The organism is Vibrio ponticus (assembly GCF_009938225.1).
In the GTDB taxonomy this organism is placed as follows: Bacteria; Pseudomonadota; Gammaproteobacteria; order Enterobacterales; family Vibrionaceae; genus Vibrio; species Vibrio ponticus.
Genome location: NZ_AP019657.1, coordinates 1,202,877 through 1,224,717 on the forward strand (window position 1 = coordinate 1,202,877; position 21,841 = coordinate 1,224,717).

18 protein-coding genes are annotated in these 21,841 nt (G+C 43.1%); 6 read left to right on the top strand and 12 right to left on the bottom strand.

Features of this window, described 5'->3' with window-relative positions; translation table 11 throughout:
* The first annotated feature begins 501 nt into the window (after positions 1 to 501).
* Positions 502 to 969: a GNAT family N-acetyltransferase gene (locus tag GZN30_RS05310; RefSeq protein WP_083627147.1), complete on the top strand. Its 468-nt coding sequence runs from the start codon at positions 502 to 504 to the stop codon at positions 967 to 969.
* Positions 970 to 979: 10 nt separating this feature from the next.
* Entirely contained in the window at positions 980 to 2,422 is a 1,443-nt protein-coding gene (locus GZN30_RS05315; protein ID WP_075648918.1) for a bifunctional NUDIX hydrolase/phosphatase PAP2 family protein, read from the top strand.
* A 17-nt stretch (positions 2,423 to 2,439) separates the two neighbouring features.
* Here the strand turns inward: GZN30_RS05315 and GZN30_RS05320 are convergent, their stop codons facing one another.
* Positions 2,440 to 4,080, bottom strand: coding sequence for a methyl-accepting chemotaxis protein (locus GZN30_RS05320; RefSeq protein WP_075648917.1), 1,641 nt, complete (start codon positions 4,078 to 4,080; stop codon positions 2,440 to 2,442).
* Between the two features lie 534 nt (positions 4,081 to 4,614).
* Here GZN30_RS05320 and queE point away from each other — a divergent pair.
* Together queE and queC are read left to right on the top strand one after the other, a co-directional pair.
* Positions 4,615 to 5,280, top strand: coding sequence for a 7-carboxy-7-deazaguanine synthase QueE (queE, locus tag GZN30_RS05325; RefSeq protein ID WP_075648916.1), 666 nt, complete (start codon positions 4,615 to 4,617; stop codon positions 5,278 to 5,280).
* A 10-nt stretch (positions 5,281 to 5,290) separates the two neighbouring features.
* Positions 5,291 to 5,989, top strand: a complete 699-nt coding sequence (gene queC / locus GZN30_RS05330) for a 7-cyano-7-deazaguanine synthase QueC (RefSeq protein ID WP_075648915.1) — start codon at positions 5,291 to 5,293, stop codon at positions 5,987 to 5,989.
* Here the strand turns inward: queC and GZN30_RS05335 are convergent.
* The 4 genes from GZN30_RS05335 to GZN30_RS05350 form a co-directional block, all read right to left on the bottom strand.
* Positions 5,973 to 7,865 (bottom strand): tetratricopeptide repeat-containing diguanylate cyclase, encoded by a 1,893-nt coding sequence (locus GZN30_RS05335; protein ID WP_161987032.1) that lies wholly within the window; start codon positions 7,863 to 7,865, stop codon positions 5,973 to 5,975. The genes queC and GZN30_RS05335 overlap by 17 nt on opposite strands.
* A gap of 240 nt (positions 7,866 to 8,105) precedes the next feature.
* The gene (locus GZN30_RS05340; RefSeq protein ID WP_075648913.1) at positions 8,106 to 8,456 is read right to left on the bottom strand and encodes a DUF2750 domain-containing protein; all 351 of its coding nucleotides are present in this window, start codon (positions 8,454 to 8,456) and stop codon (positions 8,106 to 8,108) included.
* A gap of 102 nt (positions 8,457 to 8,558) precedes the next feature.
* Complete coding sequence (locus GZN30_RS05345; protein WP_075648912.1) at positions 8,559 to 9,170, bottom strand: OmpA family protein; 612 nt, start codon at positions 9,168 to 9,170, stop codon at positions 8,559 to 8,561.
* Position 9,171: 1 nt separating this feature from the next.
* Positions 9,172 to 10,476: a TolC family outer membrane protein gene (locus GZN30_RS05350; protein WP_075648911.1), complete on the bottom strand. Its 1,305-nt coding sequence runs from the start codon at positions 10,474 to 10,476 to the stop codon at positions 9,172 to 9,174.
* Between the two features lie 406 nt (positions 10,477 to 10,882).
* On the opposite strand from GZN30_RS05350, the gene GZN30_RS05355 reads away from it, so the two are divergent.
* Entirely contained in the window at positions 10,883 to 14,086 is a 3,204-nt protein-coding gene (locus GZN30_RS05355) for an Ig-like domain-containing protein (RefSeq protein WP_139312225.1), read from the top strand.
* 82 nt (positions 14,087 to 14,168) lie between these two features.
* On the opposite strand, the gene GZN30_RS05360 is transcribed toward GZN30_RS05355, so the two are convergent.
* Both GZN30_RS05360 and GZN30_RS05365 read right to left on the bottom strand, forming a co-directional pair.
* The gene (locus tag GZN30_RS05360; protein WP_075648909.1) at positions 14,169 to 15,362 is read right to left on the bottom strand and encodes a class I SAM-dependent methyltransferase; all 1,194 of its coding nucleotides are present in this window, start codon (positions 15,360 to 15,362) and stop codon (positions 14,169 to 14,171) included.
* A gap of 133 nt (positions 15,363 to 15,495) precedes the next feature.
* Positions 15,496 to 16,899, bottom strand: coding sequence for a methyl-accepting chemotaxis protein (locus GZN30_RS05365; protein ID WP_075648908.1), 1,404 nt, complete (start codon positions 16,897 to 16,899; stop codon positions 15,496 to 15,498).
* A gap of 88 nt (positions 16,900 to 16,987) precedes the next feature.
* Here GZN30_RS05365 and yccX point away from each other — a divergent pair, with 88 nt between their 5' ends.
* A complete protein-coding gene (gene yccX, locus GZN30_RS05370) occupies positions 16,988 to 17,260 on the top strand; it encodes an acylphosphatase (protein ID WP_075648935.1) in 273 nt (90 codons plus the stop codon).
* A gap of 28 nt (positions 17,261 to 17,288) precedes the next feature.
* Here the strand turns inward: yccX and GZN30_RS05375 are convergent, their stop codons facing one another.
* From GZN30_RS05375 to GZN30_RS05395, 5 genes are all read right to left on the bottom strand, one after another.
* On the bottom strand, positions 17,289 to 17,618 hold the full coding sequence (locus GZN30_RS05375) for a TusE/DsrC/DsvC family sulfur relay protein (protein WP_075648907.1): 330 nt from the start codon (positions 17,616 to 17,618) through the stop codon (positions 17,289 to 17,291).
* 135 nt (positions 17,619 to 17,753) lie between these two features.
* Positions 17,754 to 18,422 (bottom strand): Bax inhibitor-1/YccA family protein, encoded by a 669-nt coding sequence (locus GZN30_RS05380; RefSeq protein WP_075648906.1) that lies wholly within the window; start codon positions 18,420 to 18,422, stop codon positions 17,754 to 17,756.
* Between the two features lie 276 nt (positions 18,423 to 18,698).
* Positions 18,699 to 19,448: an amino acid ABC transporter ATP-binding protein gene (locus tag GZN30_RS05385; RefSeq protein WP_075648905.1), complete on the bottom strand. Its 750-nt coding sequence runs from the start codon at positions 19,446 to 19,448 to the stop codon at positions 18,699 to 18,701.
* Between the two features lie 22 nt (positions 19,449 to 19,470).
* Positions 19,471 to 20,568, bottom strand: coding sequence for an amino acid ABC transporter permease (locus GZN30_RS05390; RefSeq protein WP_075648904.1), 1,098 nt, complete (start codon positions 20,566 to 20,568; stop codon positions 19,471 to 19,473).
* Position 20,569: 1 nt separating this feature from the next.
* Complete coding sequence (locus tag GZN30_RS05395; protein WP_075648903.1) at positions 20,570 to 21,766, bottom strand: amino acid ABC transporter permease; 1,197 nt, start codon at positions 21,764 to 21,766, stop codon at positions 20,570 to 20,572.
* Positions 21,767 to 21,841 lie beyond the last annotated feature (75 nt).

Consider the following 21,841-nt stretch of genomic DNA (forward strand, 5'->3'; position numbering starts at 1 on the left):
CACATTGAATAATATGCTTCGACCTATATTAGGTACTATTATCTATATGTCTAGGTTGGCACCAATGAGTGATTTTATGGGTGTATATTAAGTGCCGGTAAGTTATAGGTTATGAAAGTGTTAATTTAATGTCTTTAAAGCAGAGATAATGTGAATATTGAACATTGTGGGGGTTTTGTTCATTTTGTTCACGGCGTGGTGAGCAATATAGTGGGATTATTAAAATGCGGCAGGTAACGCAATAAATAAACCTGAAAATACTCTGTTTCATCTGATATTGAGAATGTATTGCAAATATATAAAGTTCATGTTGTAGGTTTAGGCGGAGAAAAAAACAAAATGATGTCATTTGTTATGAGGAGAAAATAGGCAATTGAGTCATCAGCACTTAAAATCCGATTTTCCATAATGACTATATTGATTGTAACAAGGGCTTTCGGCGTTGTAGGATCAGCCAAAGATTAGGTTAGAATCATTATTTTGATATTAAGAGGGACCGTTGTGATCGCCATTCGCGCAGCAAACACCGCAGATTTAGAGCAATTAAATGAGTTGATGTACCAGCTGCATCATGAGCACCACTTACAAGACCCTCACAACTTCAAAACCGCGGAAGAGATCGAACAAGAAAAAAGTATCGCTCGTTATATCGATAATCCAGAATGTTTGGTTTTTGTCGCTAGTGATGCAGAGCAATTGGTCGGTTTTATTACCGGTAATTTTTGTGAACTTATCTCATCGGTCAGTAAACCAGTGCAAATGGGAAGTGTCGATGAACTGTACGTTTTACCCAACTGGCGACAAAAAAAAGTAGCAAAGCAGCTTTACCAGGTTTTAGAGACACGTTTTACTGAATATGGCGTTAAGCAGGTCTTTGTTGAGGTTTGGCACTTTAACCAACAAGCCTGCGCTTTTTACGATGATTCAGGATTTAAACATCATATTCACTGGCTTAGAAAACAACTTTAAAAGAAATCGAATGGATACAATTTTGCGTAACTCGCTATTGAGTGTTTTTTTGCTACTCACCTTATTTACTGCCATGCCCAGCCTTGCGAGTGATAACTTCAAAGGCGCAGTCTGTTTGATTCGTTCCGACAGTCACTTGGTGATGGTTAAAGAGGTTCTCACTGATAAATGGTCTCTACCCGCTGGTACGATTGAGGCTGGAGAACCGCCTCAACAAGCTGCTCAACGAGAAGTTTGGGAAGAAACCGGATTGGTGGTGAGTGTCGGAAAGGAATTGTGGCGAGGGGAGAGTGCAATCTTCTTTGATTGTGTTTCTGACTCAGATTTAATTGCTTTTGCTCAACAAGACAAAGATGGTGGTTATGAATTGCCAATTTGGTTTGCTCCTGACTATGGTATAGAAGTCGCTCGTGCTCATCTTATTGATGCTAAGACTGTTTTAGCTGAGGACTATCGTTATCCTAATCAGTGGCAATCAATTGTTGATGGTTATCTAGGTGCGACAAGTCAAAAAGTGAGCTTTGTCGAGTCTCTTGCACAGGCTGCGCCACGGTTTAACCAACTTGAGTTGCCTTGGATTGCAAAGTTACAGTCATACTTACTTTACAGTGACAACCCACTGGTCGACATGATGAGCTCTTTGGTCTTGGTTGGTCTATGGTTTACGTCACCTTGGTGGCTGCTGCTGTTGCCACTTTGCTACGCCCAGTTTGGTCGCGATTTTACCTTGAAGTTGATGTTTACTTTAGCATTTGGCGCACTCGTGGTGCAGATGGGTAAATTGGGCTTTCAACTACCGCGTCCATTTGTCTACCAGCCTAACTTAAACTTGGCAGAACAAATTGGTTACGGCTTACCAAGCTTGTCATTGACGCTGTGGACGATTGCTATCGCGATGATCAGCAGCCAGCTCGATCTGAGAGGGTGGAACCGCTTCTATACTTGCAGTGCGATTGGTCTGCTTTGGCTGGTAGCCGCACTATTTTATAGCGCGAGTACGTTCTTAGTGGACTGTATTATTGGGGTACTCTTTGGCTGGCTTTGTGCTTGGCACATGTCACGTTTGGAAACCACCATTGGTCCACAAAGTAACGAATTGTTTATTAGCAAAGGGGTGTGGATAGTGCTTTTATTTGCTTCGTCAGCGATTGCATTTATTTGGCAAACTCCGGCGCTTTTAGGGCTCGCTTTAGTCGTTTTTGCGACGCTTATATGTGTGCTCGTCTTGAAATTGCCGAAATTAATTTCGGCTAAAAGCGCAGTGTTACTCACTGGCTGTTTGGCGATAATAACCTTTGGTTTTGCTTATCTACATAGCTTGGTAAACAGTAGCAATTTTGACTCGTTGCTTGTCTATGTTTCTTTATTGCCTGTGCTGGTTATCGTTAGTTTTGTTTTTATCAAAATAACGGGTATCAAAATAACAGGCGAAAAAAAACCTAGCCGAAGCTAGGTTTTGTCTAAAAGGTATTAGCATTTGAACTGAGAAACTAATCTATCAAGTTGATCACATTGCTGATTTAGACCTTGAATACTGTGCTCAGCGCGTTGGACACTTTCCACCACCTGAGCACTATTACTCGCGATACGTACGATGTTTTCTGATACTTCTTCACTGACCGTGTTTTGCTGAACGGCTGCTGAGGCGATATGGGTATTCATATCACTCATGCTTGAAATCGCGTTCAGGATTGTTTGTAGTGACTGGCTCGCTTGTCCGGCTGAATCGATTGTACTTTCGCTACTATTACGGCTCGAGTTCATCACTTGCACTGCTTGTTCAGCACCTTGTTGAAGCTTCTCGATCATTGCTTGGATTTCGCCCGTACTTTGTTGTGTGCGACTTGCTAGCGATCGAACTTCATCAGCAACAACGGCAAATCCACGACCTTGTTCACCGGCGCGTGCGGCTTCAATTGCTGCATTTAGCGCGAGTAGGTTTGTTTGCTCCGCAATCCCTTTAATCACATCAAGTACAGAGGCGATATTGCCGACATCAGAAGATAGGTGATTGATTACGCCGCTTGCTTCATCAATTTCACCCGCAAGAGTTCGAATTGAATCAACCGTTTGATCGAGTACGCGGTTGGTTGTTTGTACTTCGATGTCAGCACTTTGGCTTGCTTGTGCTGCATCGCGGGCATTATCGCTGACCACTTGGCTGGTGGCTTGCATTTCGTTAACCGCAGTAGAAACCAGTTCGCTTTCCTGACGTTGCTGATTGGTTTGGTCGGCAATGCCGTGTGACATAGCAACTAGGTTTGAAAGCTCGTTTTTAACCGCGTTATTAGTCGAAACAACTTGTTGAATGGTTGAGCGGATCTTACCGACAAACTGGTTAAAGCTTTCGGCTAGTTTGCCAATTTCATCGTTGGCTTCCGAAGTGATGGTTTGGTTTAAATCACCGTCGCCGGATGCGATTTCTTGCATCGCGCGTTGAATATTGACCAGTGGCTTGACGATTGAGTTAATCAGTACCCAACAAGTGATTAGAGACAATAAGATCACAATTACAGTGCCGGTTTGCAGGGCGACTTCTGCTTTTGTTGCAGCGGCTTTGATTTCGTCTTGAAGAATGTTTCGCTCGGCTTCAATTTGATCTTTTACTACATTGAGTTGCTCACGCACGGCAACGAACTGCTCTTCAAACAGGTCTTTGTTAGCTTGATAGGTGCTTGCCCATTGGCTTTGCGGTTTGGCAAGCATCGCTTCATAGCTGGCTAGCCATTGATTGGCAGCGATGACAAGTTGATCAATGTCTTTGGTCATGCTGGCAGGCAGGACATTTTCATCGACAACCAGTTGTGCTGATTTCATGCGAGGAATCGCTTTGTAGGCGTTGTCTTTATATTCGAAGTGGTTAAATTCAATTGCTTCTTGATTGTTTCCTGCTAGTGCGATTCCTTGTACTGCAGAAGTTGCTTGATATAAATCGCGGTAAGCGTCTTCAATATTAAATAGGGTAGGGACAACAACTTGATTGAGTTGGTATGTCAGCTCTCCTTGCTGTTTTGATGTTAAAACATTGATAATCGAACTCGTCGCAAATAGAGCGATAATCGCAATAATTGGGAAAGTGATTTTTTGTTTCACAGATAAATTTCGCAGCATCTTATGTTCCTATTAGATGTTGGTTTGTATACGTTGTTAGTCTCTGTAGTTGTATAAAAAAGAGACTGGCTGTTTATATAGTGTTCGATGTTTAAAAAGTTGAAAGAGAAAACTGTAAATCGAAACGCTAGTTAAACCTTAATAGCAGGTGATTTTTTACTTATAAATCTAAGCTTATAGAATGGGTTTAAATAAATCTATTTACACCGTGCTTATAATCTTAAAAGTAATTTGAAAGAACTAATATCATTTCCATTAGAATTAGTTCTTAACGCTATAATTACATAGTAACGTTTTTTATGTGCTTGATGTTGTAGGAAAATGGAGTTTGCGCTAATAATGTTTTTATCGTCACGATAATTTGTGGTGTTTGTTTGGCTTTTTAGAGGAGCTGCTCGCAAAGCTCTTTGTTACGTATTGACAGTGTGCAACATGTTGATTGTTAGGTATTCATGTTCAGATTGACCTAGGTCGCTTGCTCTTATAAGGTGTGCGCCGAAAGAGGAGAAACGTTCGTGAAGATAGGTTGTAGTTTTGTATAAATTGAATGAAATGTTCCAAACCATACAAGGTGAAGGAAGTTTTACTGGCGTACCATCGGTTTTTATTCGCCTGCAGTTATGTCGAGTAGGATGTGCATGGTGTGACACGAAGCAAACTTGGCAGATTGACTTGGACGATCAAACGGACGTTTCACACATTCTGTCCAAAACGGTAGAGTCACCAAAGTGGTGTTCGATTTCTGCACAGGAATTGGTCGAACTTTATCGTCAAAAATATACAGCTAAACATATTGTTATTACCGGTGGTGAGCCGTGTGAATATGATTTATTGCCTCTTACCCAAGCTTTTGAAGCAATAGGTTGTCAATGCCAGATCGAAACAAGTGGTACATCACCAGTATCCGTAACAGCTGACACGTGGGTCACCGTATCGCCTAAGATCGCAATGAAAGGGCGCCTGCCTGTTCTGGACAGTGCGTTAGCGAGAGCCAATGAGATTAAGCATCCGGTTGGCACAGGCAAGGATATTGAGCAATTGGATCAATTGCTTGCTGGGGTTCAATTAAAATCCGATGCGATCATTGCGTTACAGCCTATCAGCCAAAAACCTCGTGCAACTCAATTGTGTATTGATACTTGTATTGAGCGAAACTGGCGCCTTTCTATTCAAACTCATAAATATCTTAATATCGCTTAAAGGGAACAACATGAATAAAGCTGTAGTTGTATTTAGTGGTGGACAAGACTCGACAACGTGCCTAGTTCAAGCTTTAAAACAGTATGATGAGGTTCATGCGATCACGTTTGATTACGGTCAGCGCCATAGACTGGAAATTGAAGTCGCCAGTCAATTGGCTAACGATCTCGGCGTGTCAGCGCATAAAGTAATGGATGTAACGTTACTGAATGAATTGGCGATCAGTTCTTTAACGCGTGATGACATTGCCGTTTCGCATGAATTGCAGGAGAACGGATTACCGAACTCATTTGTCCCTGGTCGTAACATTCTGTTTCTGACACTGGCTGGTATTTATGCCTACCAAGTTGGTGCGCAAACTATTATTACTGGTGTGTGTGAGACAGATTTTTCTGGTTATCCAGATTGTCGTGATGAGTTTGTTAAAGCGATGAATGATGCTTTGGTAAAAGGCATGGATAAAAATATCACGATTAAGACACCATTAATGTGGCTGAATAAAGCCGAAACGTGGGCATTAGCTGCGCAATATCAGGCTTTGGAGCTAGTGCGAAATCATACCTTAACTTGCTATAACGGTATTATTGGTGATGGTTGCGGTGATTGCCCATCTTGCGATCTACGCAAGACAGGCTTGAATGACTATTTAAGCAACAAAGAGTCGGTGGATGCTGAATTGACTCGCAAACAGGCTAATCCAAGTAAATAGGGTCGTTGTAGGCATCAATGACACGATTCTTGCCACTTTTTTTCGCTTGGAACATAGCTTGATCTAGGATCGAATAGAGTTCGTCAAAATCAGCTAGTGCCTTAGTGGTGGCAAGATAAGCAATCGTTGAGGTTACTGCAACGGATTGATGACAGTCCGTTGCAATCTGTGCGTTGTTAATCACTTGGTGAATGGTTTCGATGCGCTGCTCGACATCAAGCTCATCAACGTCTTTGAGCAAAATGATAAACTCTTCGCCTCCCATTCTGCCGATGATGTCATTAGCAGCAAGTTGAGTTTTTATCTCATTGGTGATGGTTTTTAACGCTCTATCACCTATTGGATGACCATAAGCATCATTCACCGCCTTGAAATTATCTAAGTCGACCAGTAGCACAACACTTTTATTTTCAGGTGTTGGGCAGGCTGGTTGCTTTTTAATATGGCGTAAACAAGCGGTGCGACTTAGGGAGCCGCTTAATGCATCCAATTTAAGCAGGGCAGATTTTTTACGCTGATAGACCAGTTGAGCAAATATAAATATAACCATCAACAGTAAACTGAAACCGTATATCGATGTTTTGTTTTGTTCAGATTGTAAACGCTCTTGCAATGACACAATTTCATCAGTCAGTGTTTCATTTTTGATTTGGTTGAAATAATTTTGCCTTGCTGCATCCAACGCGACAAAAGCATTTTTACTGTCTTTGTCTCGCTTTTTAATTTCAGACCGCGCGTATTCTCGATAATACTTAAGGGCCGAACTATAGTTTCCCTGTAGCTCAGATATTTCAGCCAGTTGTTTGAGTGATTGTGCGATTAGGCGCTCACTACCAATTTGTCTCGATAGATTTAAAGCCTGTTGGGCAAATTCGATAGCCGAAATATACTTGCCACGAGCGTAATGTGAATCAGCTAACGTTAGGTATATCTCCCCACGAATTTGGGAGTTTTGCTGCCTTGATGCACTATCAAGCGCATCGAGTAGGTAGCGGGTTCCTTTATCGAACTGATTGAGACCTATGTATGCTTGACCGAGGCCTAGTTGGGCGAAAGTGATACCATACAAATTGCTATAAAGTTCGGAAATGTCTTTCGATTTGACGAAATGTTCAATGGCTATCTCAAACTCATTTTGCTTTAACAACACTTTGCCCATACTGTGATGAGTTTGTGCCAGTTTTAATGGGGTTTCAGTATTCGCTCGTAAGTCGAGCGCCGTGTTTAGATATTCTTCCGCTTTGTCAAAATAGCCTAAATTTGCCAGCAATAAACCGGTGTCATTATATATGCCTGACGAGTCAACATAGGTCGGTATTATTCTTAGCAACTCTTCATAAGTTTCTAAAGCTGACTGATATTTACCAAGAAATTCCCTGTTGTTTGCGATGACTCTTAACGCGCCATACTTAGGCAAAATGGTCTCTTCCGCATCTTGAATATGGGTGTTGAGGGAAGAACAATACACATCCGCTTGATGATAAAGCGCTTGACGGTTTAATACACGGCATAGGTGGTATTCAAATAGGATTTTGCCGTCTAGCGATCCTTGACGATCAAAGTGTTTTAAAAGCTCAGTGTAGTTTTGATTAGCGGTGTTGAAGTCTAACTGTTCTTCGCTATTCAGACCTTCGAGAAAAAACTGTTCTTGTTTGGCAAACTCAGTATCAAAAGTCTTTTGATTACCATGATAAGGTTGACCATTAAGCACCATAAACCCGTGGAGTTTACTGCTGATATAGAGTTTTTCTACCCCAGAAGGAAGGGCATTATAACGATCTTGCAGTAATGAAAGCGCTCTTTGCTTGTCACTTTTCAATGCATTGGCATAAGCTTCTTCCCATTGGGTATGGTCACTGACTGCTAATGTGGGCAATGGAGCTGCGAGTGAGCAAGCAGTAATAAAAATTGAGAATAAGCGTTTCATGAAGTTGTGACTAAAATAAATATTTGATAATTAGGATGTTATGATAAGCGAGGATACTAGTCGTCACAACGGACTACTGTGCGATTAGTGGCAAATGTGAAAGTAATCGCGATCTAACGCAAAGAAGTGCATATTTCTTATAAAAAAAACGCCACACGGGCGTTTTTATATAGTCATGATGGTGACTGATTAAAGGTACATTTTTGCCAGTTGAGATGGCTCAACTTCTTTGCCTTCAAGCTGAGCGTTCCAGTTTGTACCGACTAGTACGCCATCTTCATCTAGAGTTAGTAGCCAATCTTCAACAAAGATATCAAGAGGAATTTCTAATACTTCGAAATCAGCCCACTCTTCAACGTTGTGTGCCTGAGCATCTTCTTTAGAAGACCAGAAAGGCATCACTTCGCTTTCTTCAAACTCAGTAGAGTCGCAAGACAGCCAGCCTTCTTCGTTGCGAAGACCCCAAACCAATTGATTCGTTTTGGTTTCTTCAACAAAAAGCGCCAAATTTGCTTCAATGTCTGCTGTTAGTTTGCTCATGAATATTCTCTCACGGATAAATTTGAAGTAAGGTTAGCACCACACCAGTTAGATACCAAACAAAAAAGGAGCTTTCGCTCCTTTTGTTGTAAAACCACTCAATTATTTTGGCAGTCGGGTGAAAATTGTCCACTCTTTAACGACATCACCTTTATATCCCACCACGCTGGCGACGACTTTACGGTTTTTCGCATGGCTAATCTCTTCATCGCCACTGTCTTCTAATTGTGTTTCACCATAGCCAACTATCGTTACACGATTAGGGTTGATAGAGTAGGATTCTAATTCAGACTCAACCGCAAGTGCACGACGTTTTGATAGGGCTAAATTATACTCATCTGTACCGACTTTACTCGCATAACCTTGAATTTCAATCGCGGTTTCCGGGTATTCTTTAAGGAACTTGGACATCTTGAATATCTGATCTTTAAAGATCGGCAGGATTTCACTCGAATCATTTTCAAATAAAATATGTAAGCCAAGTGATTCGGAAGATTTGAGTATTCGCCCACATCCTTCATTGGTGATCTCTGAACCTCGAGGTGTTTCAGTACATAGATCACGTGCGTTTATTACGCCATCGCTGTCTTCATCCATTAAGTCGGCAACCTGATTTGGCGTTGGGGTGGCAATATAGTCGTAGTGATTATCACCGGCAACACATCCGCTTACAGCGAGCGTTATCAAAGATAGGCTAATAAACTTCTTCAACATTTTAGTACTCCACCGCTTTGTGCCATTCTTTTGGGGTATCGACGCGTAAGGCATCTAGAAGAGAACCGGTCGCATTAAATACCCGATATTTAGCAAACTGCTCGGCGTATTTTGCATCTAAATACCCTTTACGCGCTTCAAACAATTCGTTTTCGGTATTGAGAACGTCAAGTAGGGTACGTTTACCTATCTTGTATTGTTTTTGATACGCAATAACCGTTTCGGATGCTGAGTCGACATGATCTGCGAGAAAGTCTTTTTGTTGTACTGTCAGATCAAGTGCACTCCAAGAAAGGCGCAGGCCTTCTTCTACGGAACGGAAAGTGCGATCGCGAAAATCTTTGGCTTTGTTTAACTGGTATGCTGCGCTATCCGCTAAATCTTTATCGCTACCGCCGTTGAAAAGGTTGTAGCGTAGGCGAAGCATGGCTGCGAATTCGTCACTTTGTCCCTCAATACCACCTGCGTCATCTCGCCAGGTTTGATTCGCTTCTATTGAAATAGTGGGGTAGTAGGTCCCTTTACGTTGTTGAAATTGATAACGAGCGGAATCAACATCAACTTGAGCGATTTTAATCACCGGATGATTCTGGTTCGCGAGCTCGAGACCTTCGTCGAGAGTGTGAGGCAGGGCATTTTCATCAGCTCTTGGGAAAATCAAACCCTGCGGGGCCTGACCAACCAAGCGCTTAAATTGAGTGTGGACATCGAAAAGATTATTTTGTGCAGCGATGAGGTTGCCATGTGCTTTTGCAATCCGTGCTTCCACTTGTGACAGATCGGCTGTTGAGCCAATTCCTGATTCGACGCGGCGTTTAATGTCGCGATGAATTTCTTTGTGAACAGCCAGATTAGCTTCTGATAGCTGCAATACTTCAAGTGCTTTGGTCGCATCAAGGTATATTCTCGTTACCTCAAGCGCCATATCAGAAGCATCTGCTAGTAATTGATAGCGTACGGATTCAGCATCTGCTGCAGTACGTGACATATCGTTGATGGTTGAATTTCCGTCCCAAATTAATTGGGAAAGGCTTAACGTTGCTTCTTTACGAGTTAGGTCATTCTCAATCCCGGAGGCCAGATCGACAGATTCATGTCCGATACCTGCATCTAAATCCAATTTAGGAAGATAGGCGCCTTCTGCAGCTTCGGCTTCATAGTATTTGCTTACAAACTCATTGTAAGACGCTTTGATTTCGGGATTATTGGTAATGGTTAATGAAACCGCTTGTTCTAAAGTTTGGCTGGATGCATTGAAACTAATCCCAACCAACAAAGCTAGCGAGCTAAGCTTTATTGCTTTCACTTTAATTCTCCTCAGGGTGCCCTGCGCCTATTCTAATTAAAACGTTTTCTTAAATTCGAGAATTTGGCGTCTAATCCTATTTTTTATTCTGTAATGTAAGACATATCTAAGTGGCTATAACTTAGAGATAATAACTAAGAGTTATCAAATGAGATGAAGTTAAAACTTATTTTAATTCGCCTTGACATAATGCATTTTGTTATGAATCTGTTTGAATTATTTTTGATTTGACTAAGTTGTAATAAATAACTGATAGAAATGTAATAATCTCAGATTTGGTATTTGTTGTCAAAAAAGCTTTCGTGTCGTTTATGTTGAATTTTATAAATGTTAGTTTGAGCAAATAAAAGATATTTGCGATGTACTTCAAAATTATACATTCAGGTAATTGTCAGCGGGGCTAAATATGAAAGTAACTCATTTAACAACAACTGCCAATTTGGTCGGAGGGCAATCGATTGTCATCGGAATAAATGGAGAGCTGCGGTTATTGAATGAAGGAGAAGTCCCTTTACCTGGCGAATTGATTATCACCAATAGCCCTAATAGTGGTATCAATGCTGGTTCTGTAGAGATATTTCAGCAAGCCCAAGATCAAGTTTTGGATATTACACAAGACGTAAATGACATTTTAACGGCAATCGAACAGGGTGAGGACCCAACGGCGCTTGACCCTGACATAGCGCCAGCAGCAGGAGGTGCGCAAGGTTCAAGTATCGGTCTTTCTGGTACCGTCTCTCGTGATGGTGCAGAAACGCAGCCGCAGACCCTATTTCTCACAGAAGCATCGGGAACGCTGAATTTATCAACCACGCAAAGCTTAGGTTTATTATCCGTTCTATCTTTACCTGCGGCACCTTTACCCACCGTCCCAACACTACCGCCAACGGCCGTTGATGATCCTCAGCCCTTTGCGCTTATCCGTGGCAATATGACATTAACAAACAGTGGTAGCGTCGGTTGGGATGACGTTACTTTGTTTGCTGAGTTCGATGGACAAGCAGTCAAGGTTGTCGAAGATTACCTTGATCGCTTAGGAGTACATGGAACGGATATTCCCGGAGGACCATACAAGCAGGTTCAATATGATAGAGAGTCGCAGCAATCCGAAACATTAAGCATAAAATTTGGCAAAGCGGCTACACAAGGACAGGTTGCGATAACTAATTTGTTCGCTGATGAGAGGCGAGTCTCCGATGACGATAAGCCGAATAATGAAGTTGGCGTTTGGGTTGCATACCTCAACGGCACGGTCGCTGGAAGTGGGGCGTTTGAGGCGGGTGTTAGTGATAAACAGATTGTCGTTCTTGATACTAATGGTAATGCATTTGATGAAGTGGTTTTTTATGCCAGTGAATACAGTTCCGGTGGGCATAGCTCAATAGATAACGATTCGTCTGACTATTTTGTCGCCGGTATCGAAGTCTCGTCAGAGGGCTATTATGCCACGAATGCTAATCAAGTTTTGCGAATTCCTATTACAGAGATCTTGAGTAACGATTCTGACCCGAAAGGGACGGCTCTAGCCGTTAGTCGAGTCGAGGTAGATCCAAGCGTTGGTCGCGCGCAAATTGTCGGTGATTACATTGAATTTACCCCATCATCAGGGATGGTGGGAGCTGGAGAGATTGCGTATCAGGTTGTGGATGGTGATGGTGAAGTTGCTAGCGCTAATATCGCTATCTTAGTGAATGCAACGGTGGAACCCGCGCGGATGGCTTCACTAGAATTGCAAGCGGATTCTGTTTATGAGGGGGAACCGTTGATTTATGCGGTTCAACTGGATAAGCCGACCATCGCTGAAAGTAGATATCATTATTCGTTTGAGCTGCTAAATGGGACTGATAATGAGGATATTAACTTAGATCAAGTCTCTTTTACCAATGGGGTCACCATTGATACAACCGGTGTTCTATTGGTACCACTGGGCGTTGATAGGTTTGATATTGTACTGCCTACACGTTTGGACACGGTTGCAGATAGTGGTGAGATAGTGGCACTAAACATTGCAAGTCCACCAGGTGGTGATTTACAAACTGCGGAGGGAACCATTCTTGATAGAGTTGAGCCACTTATCGACGTGTCGCATGAATTGATTCAGGGAGACATCACCCTGGATGCTACAGATGCTAGAAGCTGGAATAGCGCAAATATTGAAGTCAGTTTTGCTGGTGTTCCTGCACGTTTAGCGATGAACTCAGTGACAGGTCGATTAGGTATTTTAAATGGCGCCCCAGAAGGGGGACCTCGTAAGCAAATTCAGTTTGATCGTGAATCAGGAGAATCAGAGAAGCTCGCGATTCAATTTGATACACCAGCAACTTCTGGCAGTTTTCTGATCAGTAAATTGTTTGATGCGGAAGGTAATGGTGACGCGAATCATGAAGCCGGTACTTGGGTTGCAAAGCTAAATGGTGAATCAGTCGCCAGCGGGCAATTTGATGGAGGAGTGAACCCCGGTGGGGGGCGTACTTTGTTTACTATCGACACTCAAGGGCTGGCTTTTGATCAAGTGATTTTCTCAGCGACTGAATACAGTGGCGGGATTAATGGTGCGGTAGATAATGACTCGTCAGATTATTATCTTGAAGGGTTAAAAGTGAGTGCGACTCATCAGTTTGCCATACAAGAAACGCTCTCTGGGACTCAACCATCTTATCTTACTATTCCCGCCTCACATCTATTTAGCCGCATTGGCGGTTCCTCTGATGCAGGTTATCAGATTGTTTCGGCAAGTTTGACTCATCTGCCAGCCGGTTTGGTTTCAATTGATGCAAATGGCAATATTGTATTTGAGGCTGAGCATGGTTTTATTGGTGAAACAAACGTTGAATTTGCGGTCTTGCAACCTGATGGTGTGGTTCGACACGGATATCTGGAAATATCGGTGGTCGAGCGGGTGGCGAACTCGTCAGTAGAGACCATTATTGCTGTACAAGATGTGCTGGGTGAAGGTGATGAAGTGCATTTTAAGGTCAATTTGGATAAGGTGACACTTGATCAGGCAGTGTTCGATGTCGTACTTAAGCAAAATACCAGTGATGGCACAGGTGAAACAGACATCGTTGCAAGGCTTGCTGATGCGCGCTTTAGTCATGGCGTAACAGCGTCAGCGGCGGGACAGATTCATGTTCCAGAGAGTGTGGGAGAGTTTGAGGTTTTCTTGCCTTCTGATATCAGTACTGGGTCAGATGGAGTTCGTGCGGTATCTTTGTCAATTGCGGGTAAGCAATCAAGCGTTGATATTTTTGACACACTGCATACAGCGACACTGCTGAATGACATATTGCAGGGAGATGACGGAGCAGATCTGTTTCAATGGGTCGATCAACCTTGGGAGACCACGAATCGTTTTAGTGTGTCTAAGTTTGAAGTGGGTACCGATAAGCTCGATTTGTCAGATATCTTGGAAGACAATCTGTCATTGGATGAGGCGTTAGCGGCAATTAATCTCGTCAAAAGTGCCGATAATGAATCTGTGAATCTTGAGGTTGCTACGAAAAGTGCTGATACGATTGCAATAGATATTGAGAGTGATCCAATGACGAGTTTTGACGCGCTTTCGGGAGAGACATTGTTGAAGAGTGTACTTTTCAATTTACCTGATTAATCTCGACGCTCCGATAGTCTGAAGAAAGTTTGTTAAGCCTGCCTCACAGTCAATGTGGAGCAGGCTTTTTTACACAATAGAGTTACAGTACTTTACACGCAAAGCCTTTCAGGTAGAAACCTTCTGGGTATGCGGTGTCGGTTGGGTGGTCTGCTGCTTGCTCGAAGCGTTCAACAAATTTCACCTGACGACCTGCATCTACTGCCGCATCAGCAATGATTTTTTGGAACAGTACTTGGTCCATTAAACCCGAGCATGAGTACGTTAATAGCGTACCGCCTGGTTTTAAAATCTGCATAGCTAGCATGTTGATATCTTTGTAACCACGGCATGCACCATTGAGTTGTGCTTTGCTATCTGCAAACTTTGGTGGATCCATTACTACAACATCGAACTGAGTGCCTTGATCGCGGTACTCGCGTAGCAGTTTGAATACGTCAGCATTTAGGAACACCGCACGTTTCTTTGAGATATCAAATTCGTTGATCTCTGCGTTGAACTTCGCTGTATCTAGAGCTGGTTGAGAAACATCAGCATTGATAACACGCTTCGCGCCGCCTTTTAGTGCGTAAAGACCAAAGCCACCGGTGTAAGAGAAGCAGTTTAGTACTTCTTTATCTTTGACATACTTCATTGACTGTTGACGGCTATCGCGCTGGTCAAGATAGAAACCAGTTTTGTGACCACCTACGATATCGACACTGATTTTTACGCCGTTCTCTTCAATCACAACAGATTTAGGTGGCATTTCACCGTGCAGTACACCAGTTGTCTCTTCTAAACCTTCTTTTTTGCGCACCGCAACATCTGAACGTTCGTATACGTTGGCATTTGGGAATACTTCGATCAGTGCATCGACTAAGTTTTGTTTTTGGTATTCCGCACCCGCACTTAGTAATTGGCACACCAGGAAATCTTGATATTTATCAATAGTAATTCCTGGCAGACCATCAGACTCAGCTGCGATTAGGCGGTAACCAGTTAGTCCATCGCGCTCGATAACATCTTCACGGAGCAGTTGAGCATCTTGAATACGTTTTACGAAGAATGCCTTGTCGATGTTTTGTTTCTCGAAACTCCAAACTCGTGCACGAATCTGGGAGTTTGGTGAGTAAGCTGCTTTTGCTAGCCATTGACCATCATTGCTATACACATCAACAGTTTCACCTAATTGAGGCTCACCCTCTACGCGTTGGATACCGCGAGAGAAAATCCATGGGTGTTTGCGTCGTAGTGATTTGTCTCGACCTTTTACTAGGTAAATTGCTGGTGTCATTGTGATACTCAAATGATTGTCTGGAAAGGGTGGGTATTGTCAGTGAAGCGCTAGGGAAAAGCAAATAAAAGAGCCGCATCAGCGGCTCTTTAGGTGACTATCTGTATTGTAACTGGCTCAATACATTATGCTGTTAGGCTTTAAGCCCCGTTAGCATATTCTCCATGGTGGTACTTTGTGCTCGAAGTTGCTCCACATGGCTGCGAGTCTCTTCAAGCATATTGCACACCGTATTCGATTGATTGCGAATTTCATCCACGCTAGCGGCAATATTATCTGCGACTACCCCTTGTTGTTCAGCCGCGGTGGCAATTTGAGTTGAACTGTCTGAGATACTTTGGTTGCGAGTAGCAAGTTCGCCAATTTCACTGTCTACTTCTGACATTAAAGTTTGACCTTCGTTGGCGCTGGAGACGGTAGTTTCCATCAACTGTGTGAGTGACTGGCTGTTGCGTTGTAGCGCTTCAATCATCGATTGAATTTCAACAGTGGCTTGTTGTGTTCTACCTGCCAGAGCGCGAACTTCATCGGCGACCACGGCGAACCCGCGACCTTGCTCACCGGCGCGGGCGGCTTCGATTGCTGCGTTAAGTGCAAGTAAATTGGTTTGTTCTGAAATGCCGTTGATCGCGGTGACTACTTGGTCGATTTGTGCCGCGTTTGCATCCAGTTCTGCAACTGCCTGAGATGCTGATTGCACTTCAGTAGATAAGTGTGAAATTGAAGTTAGCGTATGACCCACTTTGCTTTGACCTTGCTGAGCGATGTTGCGCGCTTCGTTAGTCTGAGTGCTAGAGTCGTGGGCAAGGGTAGCGACTTCGCGAATGGTACACGCCATTTGTTCAGTCGCGCTCGCAAGTGAGCTTAGGTGCTCTTGCTGCGTCGCTGATACTTGCGAACTTTCTTGCGTCGCTAGGTTAAGCTCTGAACTGATTTGTTGCATCAGTGCAATCGACTCTTGGATCGACATCACTAGGTTTTGTTCACGATCGGCAACCTTATCGATAGTGATAGCGATTTCACTAAACTCGTCACGCACTTTAAAGAAGTTCATACGAGCAGTTAAGTCACCATCTGCTAAAGTATTAAGAGCTTTATTCATGGTGAACATCGCACCGCCGATAAAGGTCATGATGTAATAAACGCCAAGTGCAATCAGAGATAAAGTGGCAATAATAATACTGACTTGGAAAGTCGAAAGTGCCGTCCACAAATTTTGCTTATGATTGGCAACGAGGCTGTATTGACCGCCGTTCACTGCGATAGCGTCAGGACCAAAGCCAATGCTGATGGTACTTGACGTACTTAATAGTGTCGCTACGTCACTTTGAGAGAGATTTCCCGCTTCAATTAAGCTTTTTACTAATAGTAATTCTTCTTGATATAGGCTTTCAGTCATTGCGCCCGACGCACTGTTTAGAATCACAGTTAAAATGACTAAAGCGGAAAATGGCAGTAAGAAGAGTAGGTAAAACTTCTCTTGAATTGTTAAATGAATGAGATACTTATCAATCCAACGAAATGGGATTTCTTTCATAATGTAGTTCCTTAAATATACCCCACTGATTCCACTAGTGGGTAAAGCCGCGGCACTATATCACCGCGCTACAGCAAGAGGTACCGATATGGCACAACGATGTGTGAAATTTGTGGTAGAGGGCAGAGTTCAGGGAGTTGGCTTTCGTTATCAAACCGCTTACTTTGCTTTAAAAGTGGGGGTAACCGGGTATGCCAAGAATTTATGGGATGGTGATGTTGAGGTGATGGTGTGTGGTAATGACGCACAGCTAGAAAGAATGGATGAATATTTACAAGATGGTCCACCAAGTGCACGAGTGGATAATTTGAGTCGAGAAAGCGTCGATTTTAAGCACTTCAAAGGTTTTGATATCCTGTGAAATAACCACAGGATATCGGGTAGCTAGCTTATAAGCACTTGGCTGGTTTTGGCAGCCCAGCAAGTTTCGTTGCTTGTTTAGCCGGACCTTCTTTAAAAAGCTTAAACAGGTATTTGCTGTTGCCTTTTTCTGGACCGTGCGATTTTTCCATCGCTTTCACCAGCATTCGTACTGCCGGTGATGTATTAAATTCTTGATAGAACTCACGAACAAAGTGCACCACTTCTAGGTGTGCATCTGTAAGTTCAATGCCTTCTTGCTCCGCAAGTACCTCAATCATGCCTTCTTCCCACTGAGTATGGTCGAGAAGGTAACCTTGTGCGTCCGTTTCGATTTGCTTGCCGTTATATTCAAACATCTTAATTGTCCAACCGATTAGATTACGATTAGGGTAGCCTAGCTCTGAATTACTCTCAATAAAAAAGCCCGAAGGAGAGGCTCCATCGGGCTTTTTTTAATCACTTCCGGCTAGCATGCCAGTCAAGACAAGTCATTAATCGTCGTTCATGATACCTAGAATGCTTAACAAGCTAGTAAATAGGTTAAGAATATTTAGGTACATAGAGATTGTCGCGCTTACGTAATTAGTTTCTTCGCCACGTACAATGCGGCTTGTGTCGTAAAGGATAAAGCCTGAGAACACAAGTGCTGACATGCTGCTGATCGCTAGTTGGCCCATTGTTGAACCAACAAAGATATTAATCAGTGCTGCCACGATAACAATGATCAGACCTGCCATTAGGAAATTACGCATGAAAGAGAAATCTTTTTTGCTGCTAATGGTGTAAGCAGATAGACCCAAGAATACCATGCCTGTTAAGCCTAGAGCTTGCGCGATGATAGATGGACCGTTTGCAATTGAAGCGTAGTAAGTCAGCATTGGACCAAGTGCACCACCCATTAGAGTAGTGAAGACAAATGTCCATACAATACCCATTGATGAGTTAATGCTTCTTGGCAGAGCGAAGAAAAGAATACCGATAGCGGCGATTTGCATCACTAATGCCATGATTGGAGAAATACCGATAGCCATAGTAAACATAGCGGCAATTGCACTGGTTACTAATGTCATCGATAGCAAGAAGTAAGTATTCTTTAGGGTTTTGTTGATCTCAAGTGTGTTAGTTGCACTTGTAGAACGAGTAAACATAGGACTGTTCATAGTCTTCCTCATTAGAGTGTCATGCTTTTACTTACATTTATGAGGTTGATTGAGTAAAAGATCAAGCCCCATTGAGTAGTTAACCAAATAATAATAGAAATAGATGCTTAAGTAATCGTGAAGATGTAACACAATTTAACCAAATCCGCATGTTGACGCTGTTTATCAGTGACCATATTGTGATGTGCTACAAAACTGTTTACTTGCATGGCTGAAAAATTCCAATAAAAACAAAAGGGCACGTTACGTGCCCTCTGGGTTAACTCATACTTACTATTAATGGTGGAGGATTTGTGCAAGGAAGTTTTGTGTTCGATCTGACTGCGGGTTTTCGAAGAAATCGACTGGATTATTCTCTTCGATGATTTCGCCAGCATCCATAAAGATAACGCGATCGGCAACCTCTTTGGCAAAACCCATCTCGTGTGTTACACACAGCATAGTCATGCCTTCTTCTGCTAGCTCAACCATTACATCTAGCACCTCGCGCACCATCTCAGGGTCGAGAGCAGAAGTCGGCTCATCAAATAGCATCACTTGAGGGTTCATGCATAGTGAACGCGCGATAGCCACACGTTGTTGCTGACCACCAGAAAGTTGACCTGGGTATTTATCAGCTTGGTCAGGGATTTTTACGCGCTCTAGGTATTGCATTGCAATCTTTTCCGCTTCTTCTTTCGGCATTTTTTTGACCCAAATTGGCGCTAGGGTGCAGTTTTCTAATACTGTCAGGTGAGGGAAAAGATTAAAGTGCTGAAAACACATGCCTACTTCACGGCGCACTGCTTCAATGTTTTTCAGATCTTCCGTAAGTTCATTACCTGAAACGAAGATATGACCTTTTTGGTGTTCTTCCAAACGGTTGATACAGCGAATCATGGTCGATTTACCTGAGCCCGAAGGACCACAAATAACGATTTTTTCGCCTTTTTGAACTTTCAGATTAATGTTTTTTAGTACGTGAAACTCACCGTACCACTTGTTCATGTCGTTAATTTCGATCATGTAATCTTGTTGTTGCGTCATAATACGTCCTTGAATACTAGAATTATCGTTTGTGGCCGGTATGGAGTTTGTTCTCTAGCCATATCGAATAACGCGACATGCCAAAACAAAATACCCAGAACACTAACGCGACAAATACATAACTTTCGGTGGCAAAGCCTAACCACTCAGGGTCAGTGTTAGCGGCTTGCCCTATGCCTAACACATCGAACATGCCGATGATGAGTACCAGACTGGTGTCTTTAAATAAGCCAATGAAGGTATTTACGATGGAAGGGATGGTGATCTTTAAAGCTTGCGGCAAAATGATCAGACCCATTTTTTTCCAGTAAGTTAAGCCTAAAGCGTCGGCTGCTTCATACTGACCTTTTGGTATTGCTTGCAAACCACCGCGAACCACTTCTGCCATATACGCTGAGGCAAACATAACTACACCGATAAGCGCACGAATAAGCTTGTTGGTTTCAGAACCTTCGGAAAGGAACAGTGGTAGCATGACGGATGCCATAAATAGCACCGTAATCAGCGGCACACCACGCCAAACCTCGATATAGACCGTACAGATGCTGCGAATAATTGGCATCTCTGAACGTCGACCGAGCGCAAGCGCCACACCAATCGGCAGAGAAACCACAATACCGACAAGAGCGATAATTAGCGTAACCAGCAAGCCACCCCATTTGTGGGTTTCTACGACCTCAAGACCGAACACGCCACCATACAGTAAACCTGCGGCGATAAACGGATAGACGTTTACAAAGAATAACCAAATCCAAGTGCGCTTCGGTGTACCTTCGTAGGCGAGTAAGATCGTAAATAGGGCGAGTGTTGCGTAAAACAGGCGAGGGCGCCACAGCTCGGCTTCTGGGTAGAAGCCATACATAAATTGCTCCCAACGCACACTGATAAATACCCAACATGCCCCTTCGCGAGTACAGTCGTTACGAGTCGAGCCAACCCAGTCGGCGTTGATTAATGCCCACTCAGCAACAGACCATAAGCCTACCACCATAAAGTAACCAAGAATTAAGCTAACTATAGAGTTAACGGGGCCATTGAATAAGTTACGACGTAACCAGCCAACCACACCAATGGTGTTTGATGGTGGCGGTAAATCGGGCTGAAATTGATGTATCTTCATATTATCTCTCCACTAACGCCACTTTACGGTTATACAAGTTCATCAGAGCAGAGGTGAGTAGACTTAGGGTCAGATAAACACCCATGGTCATTGCGATGATTTCAATCGCTTGTCCAGTCTGGTTGAGTGTGGTACCGGCAAAAACAGAAACCAAATCAGGGTAACCGATCGCCATGGCAAGCGATGAGTTCTTAGTGAGGTTTAAGTACTGGCTGGTAAGTGGAGGAATGATGATTCTAAGCGCTTGCGGAATAACCACCAGCTTAAGCGTTTTCGAGCGTGGCAAACCAAGCGACATCGCTGCCTCTGTTTGTCCATGGCTAACTGCATTAATACCAGAGCGTACAATTTCGGCAATAAATGAAGCTGTGTAGATACTTAGTGCCAATAGTAACGCAGCAAGTTCAGGAATAATGCTAATACCACCGCGGAAGTTAAAGCCTTTCAATTCAGGGTACTCGGCAGAAATTGGCGAACCCATAATGAAGTAAACAACTACTGGCAAGATAACAATTAAGCCCAGAGCGATGCGGAACATTGGAGTTTGTTGCCCGGTAAGTTTCTGACGGTTGTTTGCCCATATATTAATCACGAACGTCGCGATAATACCAACGACAAGCACACCGATGACAACCATTGCGCCTTGCTCTAGAACAGGTGCAGGGAAGAACAACCCACGTACGTTGACGAAAATCGCCTCTCCCAAGCTAATACTTTGTCTTGGTGAAGGTAGTGCTTGAAGTACCGCGAAATACCAGAAAAAGATTTGCAACAATAGGGGTATATTACGAAATACTTCGATGTAGACAGCAGCTAAACGGCTGACTAACCAGTTTGATGATAGACGTGCAATACCGATGGCAAAACCGAGCACGGTTGCGACGATAATACCTAAGAACGATACCAAAGCGGTATTCAGTAGACCTACCCAGAAAGTACGTCCGTACGAGAAGGTTTCATCATACTCAATCAGCGAAAGGCCAATCCCAAAGCCTGCTTCTTGGTCGAGGAAACCAAATCCAGTGGCGATGCCACGTGAATCTAGATTGGTAAGTGCATTGTTAACAATAGTGTAGATAAAAAAGGCCAGTGCACTTACAGCAATGATCTGAAAAGCGACTGATCGAAAAGTGGGATTATAGAGTAGGCTAGCTTTAGACGATGGTGCCTGGCTAACCTCGCTAATAGTAGGTTTCATACTGCAGTAACCTCTAATCCGTCGATATTAGTAAATGGGCGGAAAACTCCGCCCATTTGTTTATTTATAGGTATC

What these genes read in the sequence shown, in the direction of transcription:
- GZN30_RS05315 (WP_075648918.1), top strand. Translation starts at nt 980, where the DNA reads ATGGATACAATTTTGCGTAACTCGCTATTGAGTGTTTTTTTGCTACTC.
- GZN30_RS05320 (WP_075648917.1), bottom strand. Translation starts at nt 4,080, where the DNA reads ATGCTGCGAAATTTATCTGTGAAACAAAAAATCACTTTCCCAATTATT.
- queC (WP_075648915.1), top strand. Translation starts at nt 5,291, where the DNA reads ATGAATAAAGCTGTAGTTGTATTTAGTGGTGGACAAGACTCGACAACG.
- GZN30_RS05340 (WP_075648913.1), bottom strand. Translation starts at nt 8,456, where the DNA reads ATGAGCAAACTAACAGCAGACATTGAAGCAAATTTGGCGCTTTTTGTT.
- GZN30_RS05345 (WP_075648912.1), bottom strand. Translation starts at nt 9,170, where the DNA reads ATGTTGAAGAAGTTTATTAGCCTATCTTTGATAACGCTCGCTGTAAGC.
- GZN30_RS05355 (WP_139312225.1), top strand. Translation starts at nt 10,883, where the DNA reads ATGAAAGTAACTCATTTAACAACAACTGCCAATTTGGTCGGAGGGCAA.
- GZN30_RS05360 (WP_075648909.1), bottom strand. Translation starts at nt 15,362, where the DNA reads ATGACACCAGCAATTTACCTAGTAAAAGGTCGAGACAAATCACTACGA.
- GZN30_RS05365 (WP_075648908.1), bottom strand. Translation starts at nt 16,899, where the DNA reads ATGAAAGAAATCCCATTTCGTTGGATTGATAAGTATCTCATTCATTTA.
- yccX (WP_075648935.1), top strand. Translation starts at nt 16,988, where the DNA reads ATGGCACAACGATGTGTGAAATTTGTGGTAGAGGGCAGAGTTCAGGGA.
- GZN30_RS05375 (WP_075648907.1), bottom strand. Translation starts at nt 17,618, where the DNA reads ATGTTTGAATATAACGGCAAGCAAATCGAAACGGACGCACAAGGTTAC.
- GZN30_RS05380 (WP_075648906.1), bottom strand. Translation starts at nt 18,422, where the DNA reads ATGAACAGTCCTATGTTTACTCGTTCTACAAGTGCAACTAACACACTT.
- GZN30_RS05385 (WP_075648905.1), bottom strand. Translation starts at nt 19,448, where the DNA reads ATGACGCAACAACAAGATTACATGATCGAAATTAACGACATGAACAAG.
- GZN30_RS05390 (WP_075648904.1), bottom strand. Translation starts at nt 20,568, where the DNA reads ATGAAGATACATCAATTTCAGCCCGATTTACCGCCACCATCAAACACC.
- GZN30_RS05395 (WP_075648903.1), bottom strand. Translation starts at nt 21,766, where the DNA reads ATGAAACCTACTATTAGCGAGGTTAGCCAGGCACCATCGTCTAAAGCT.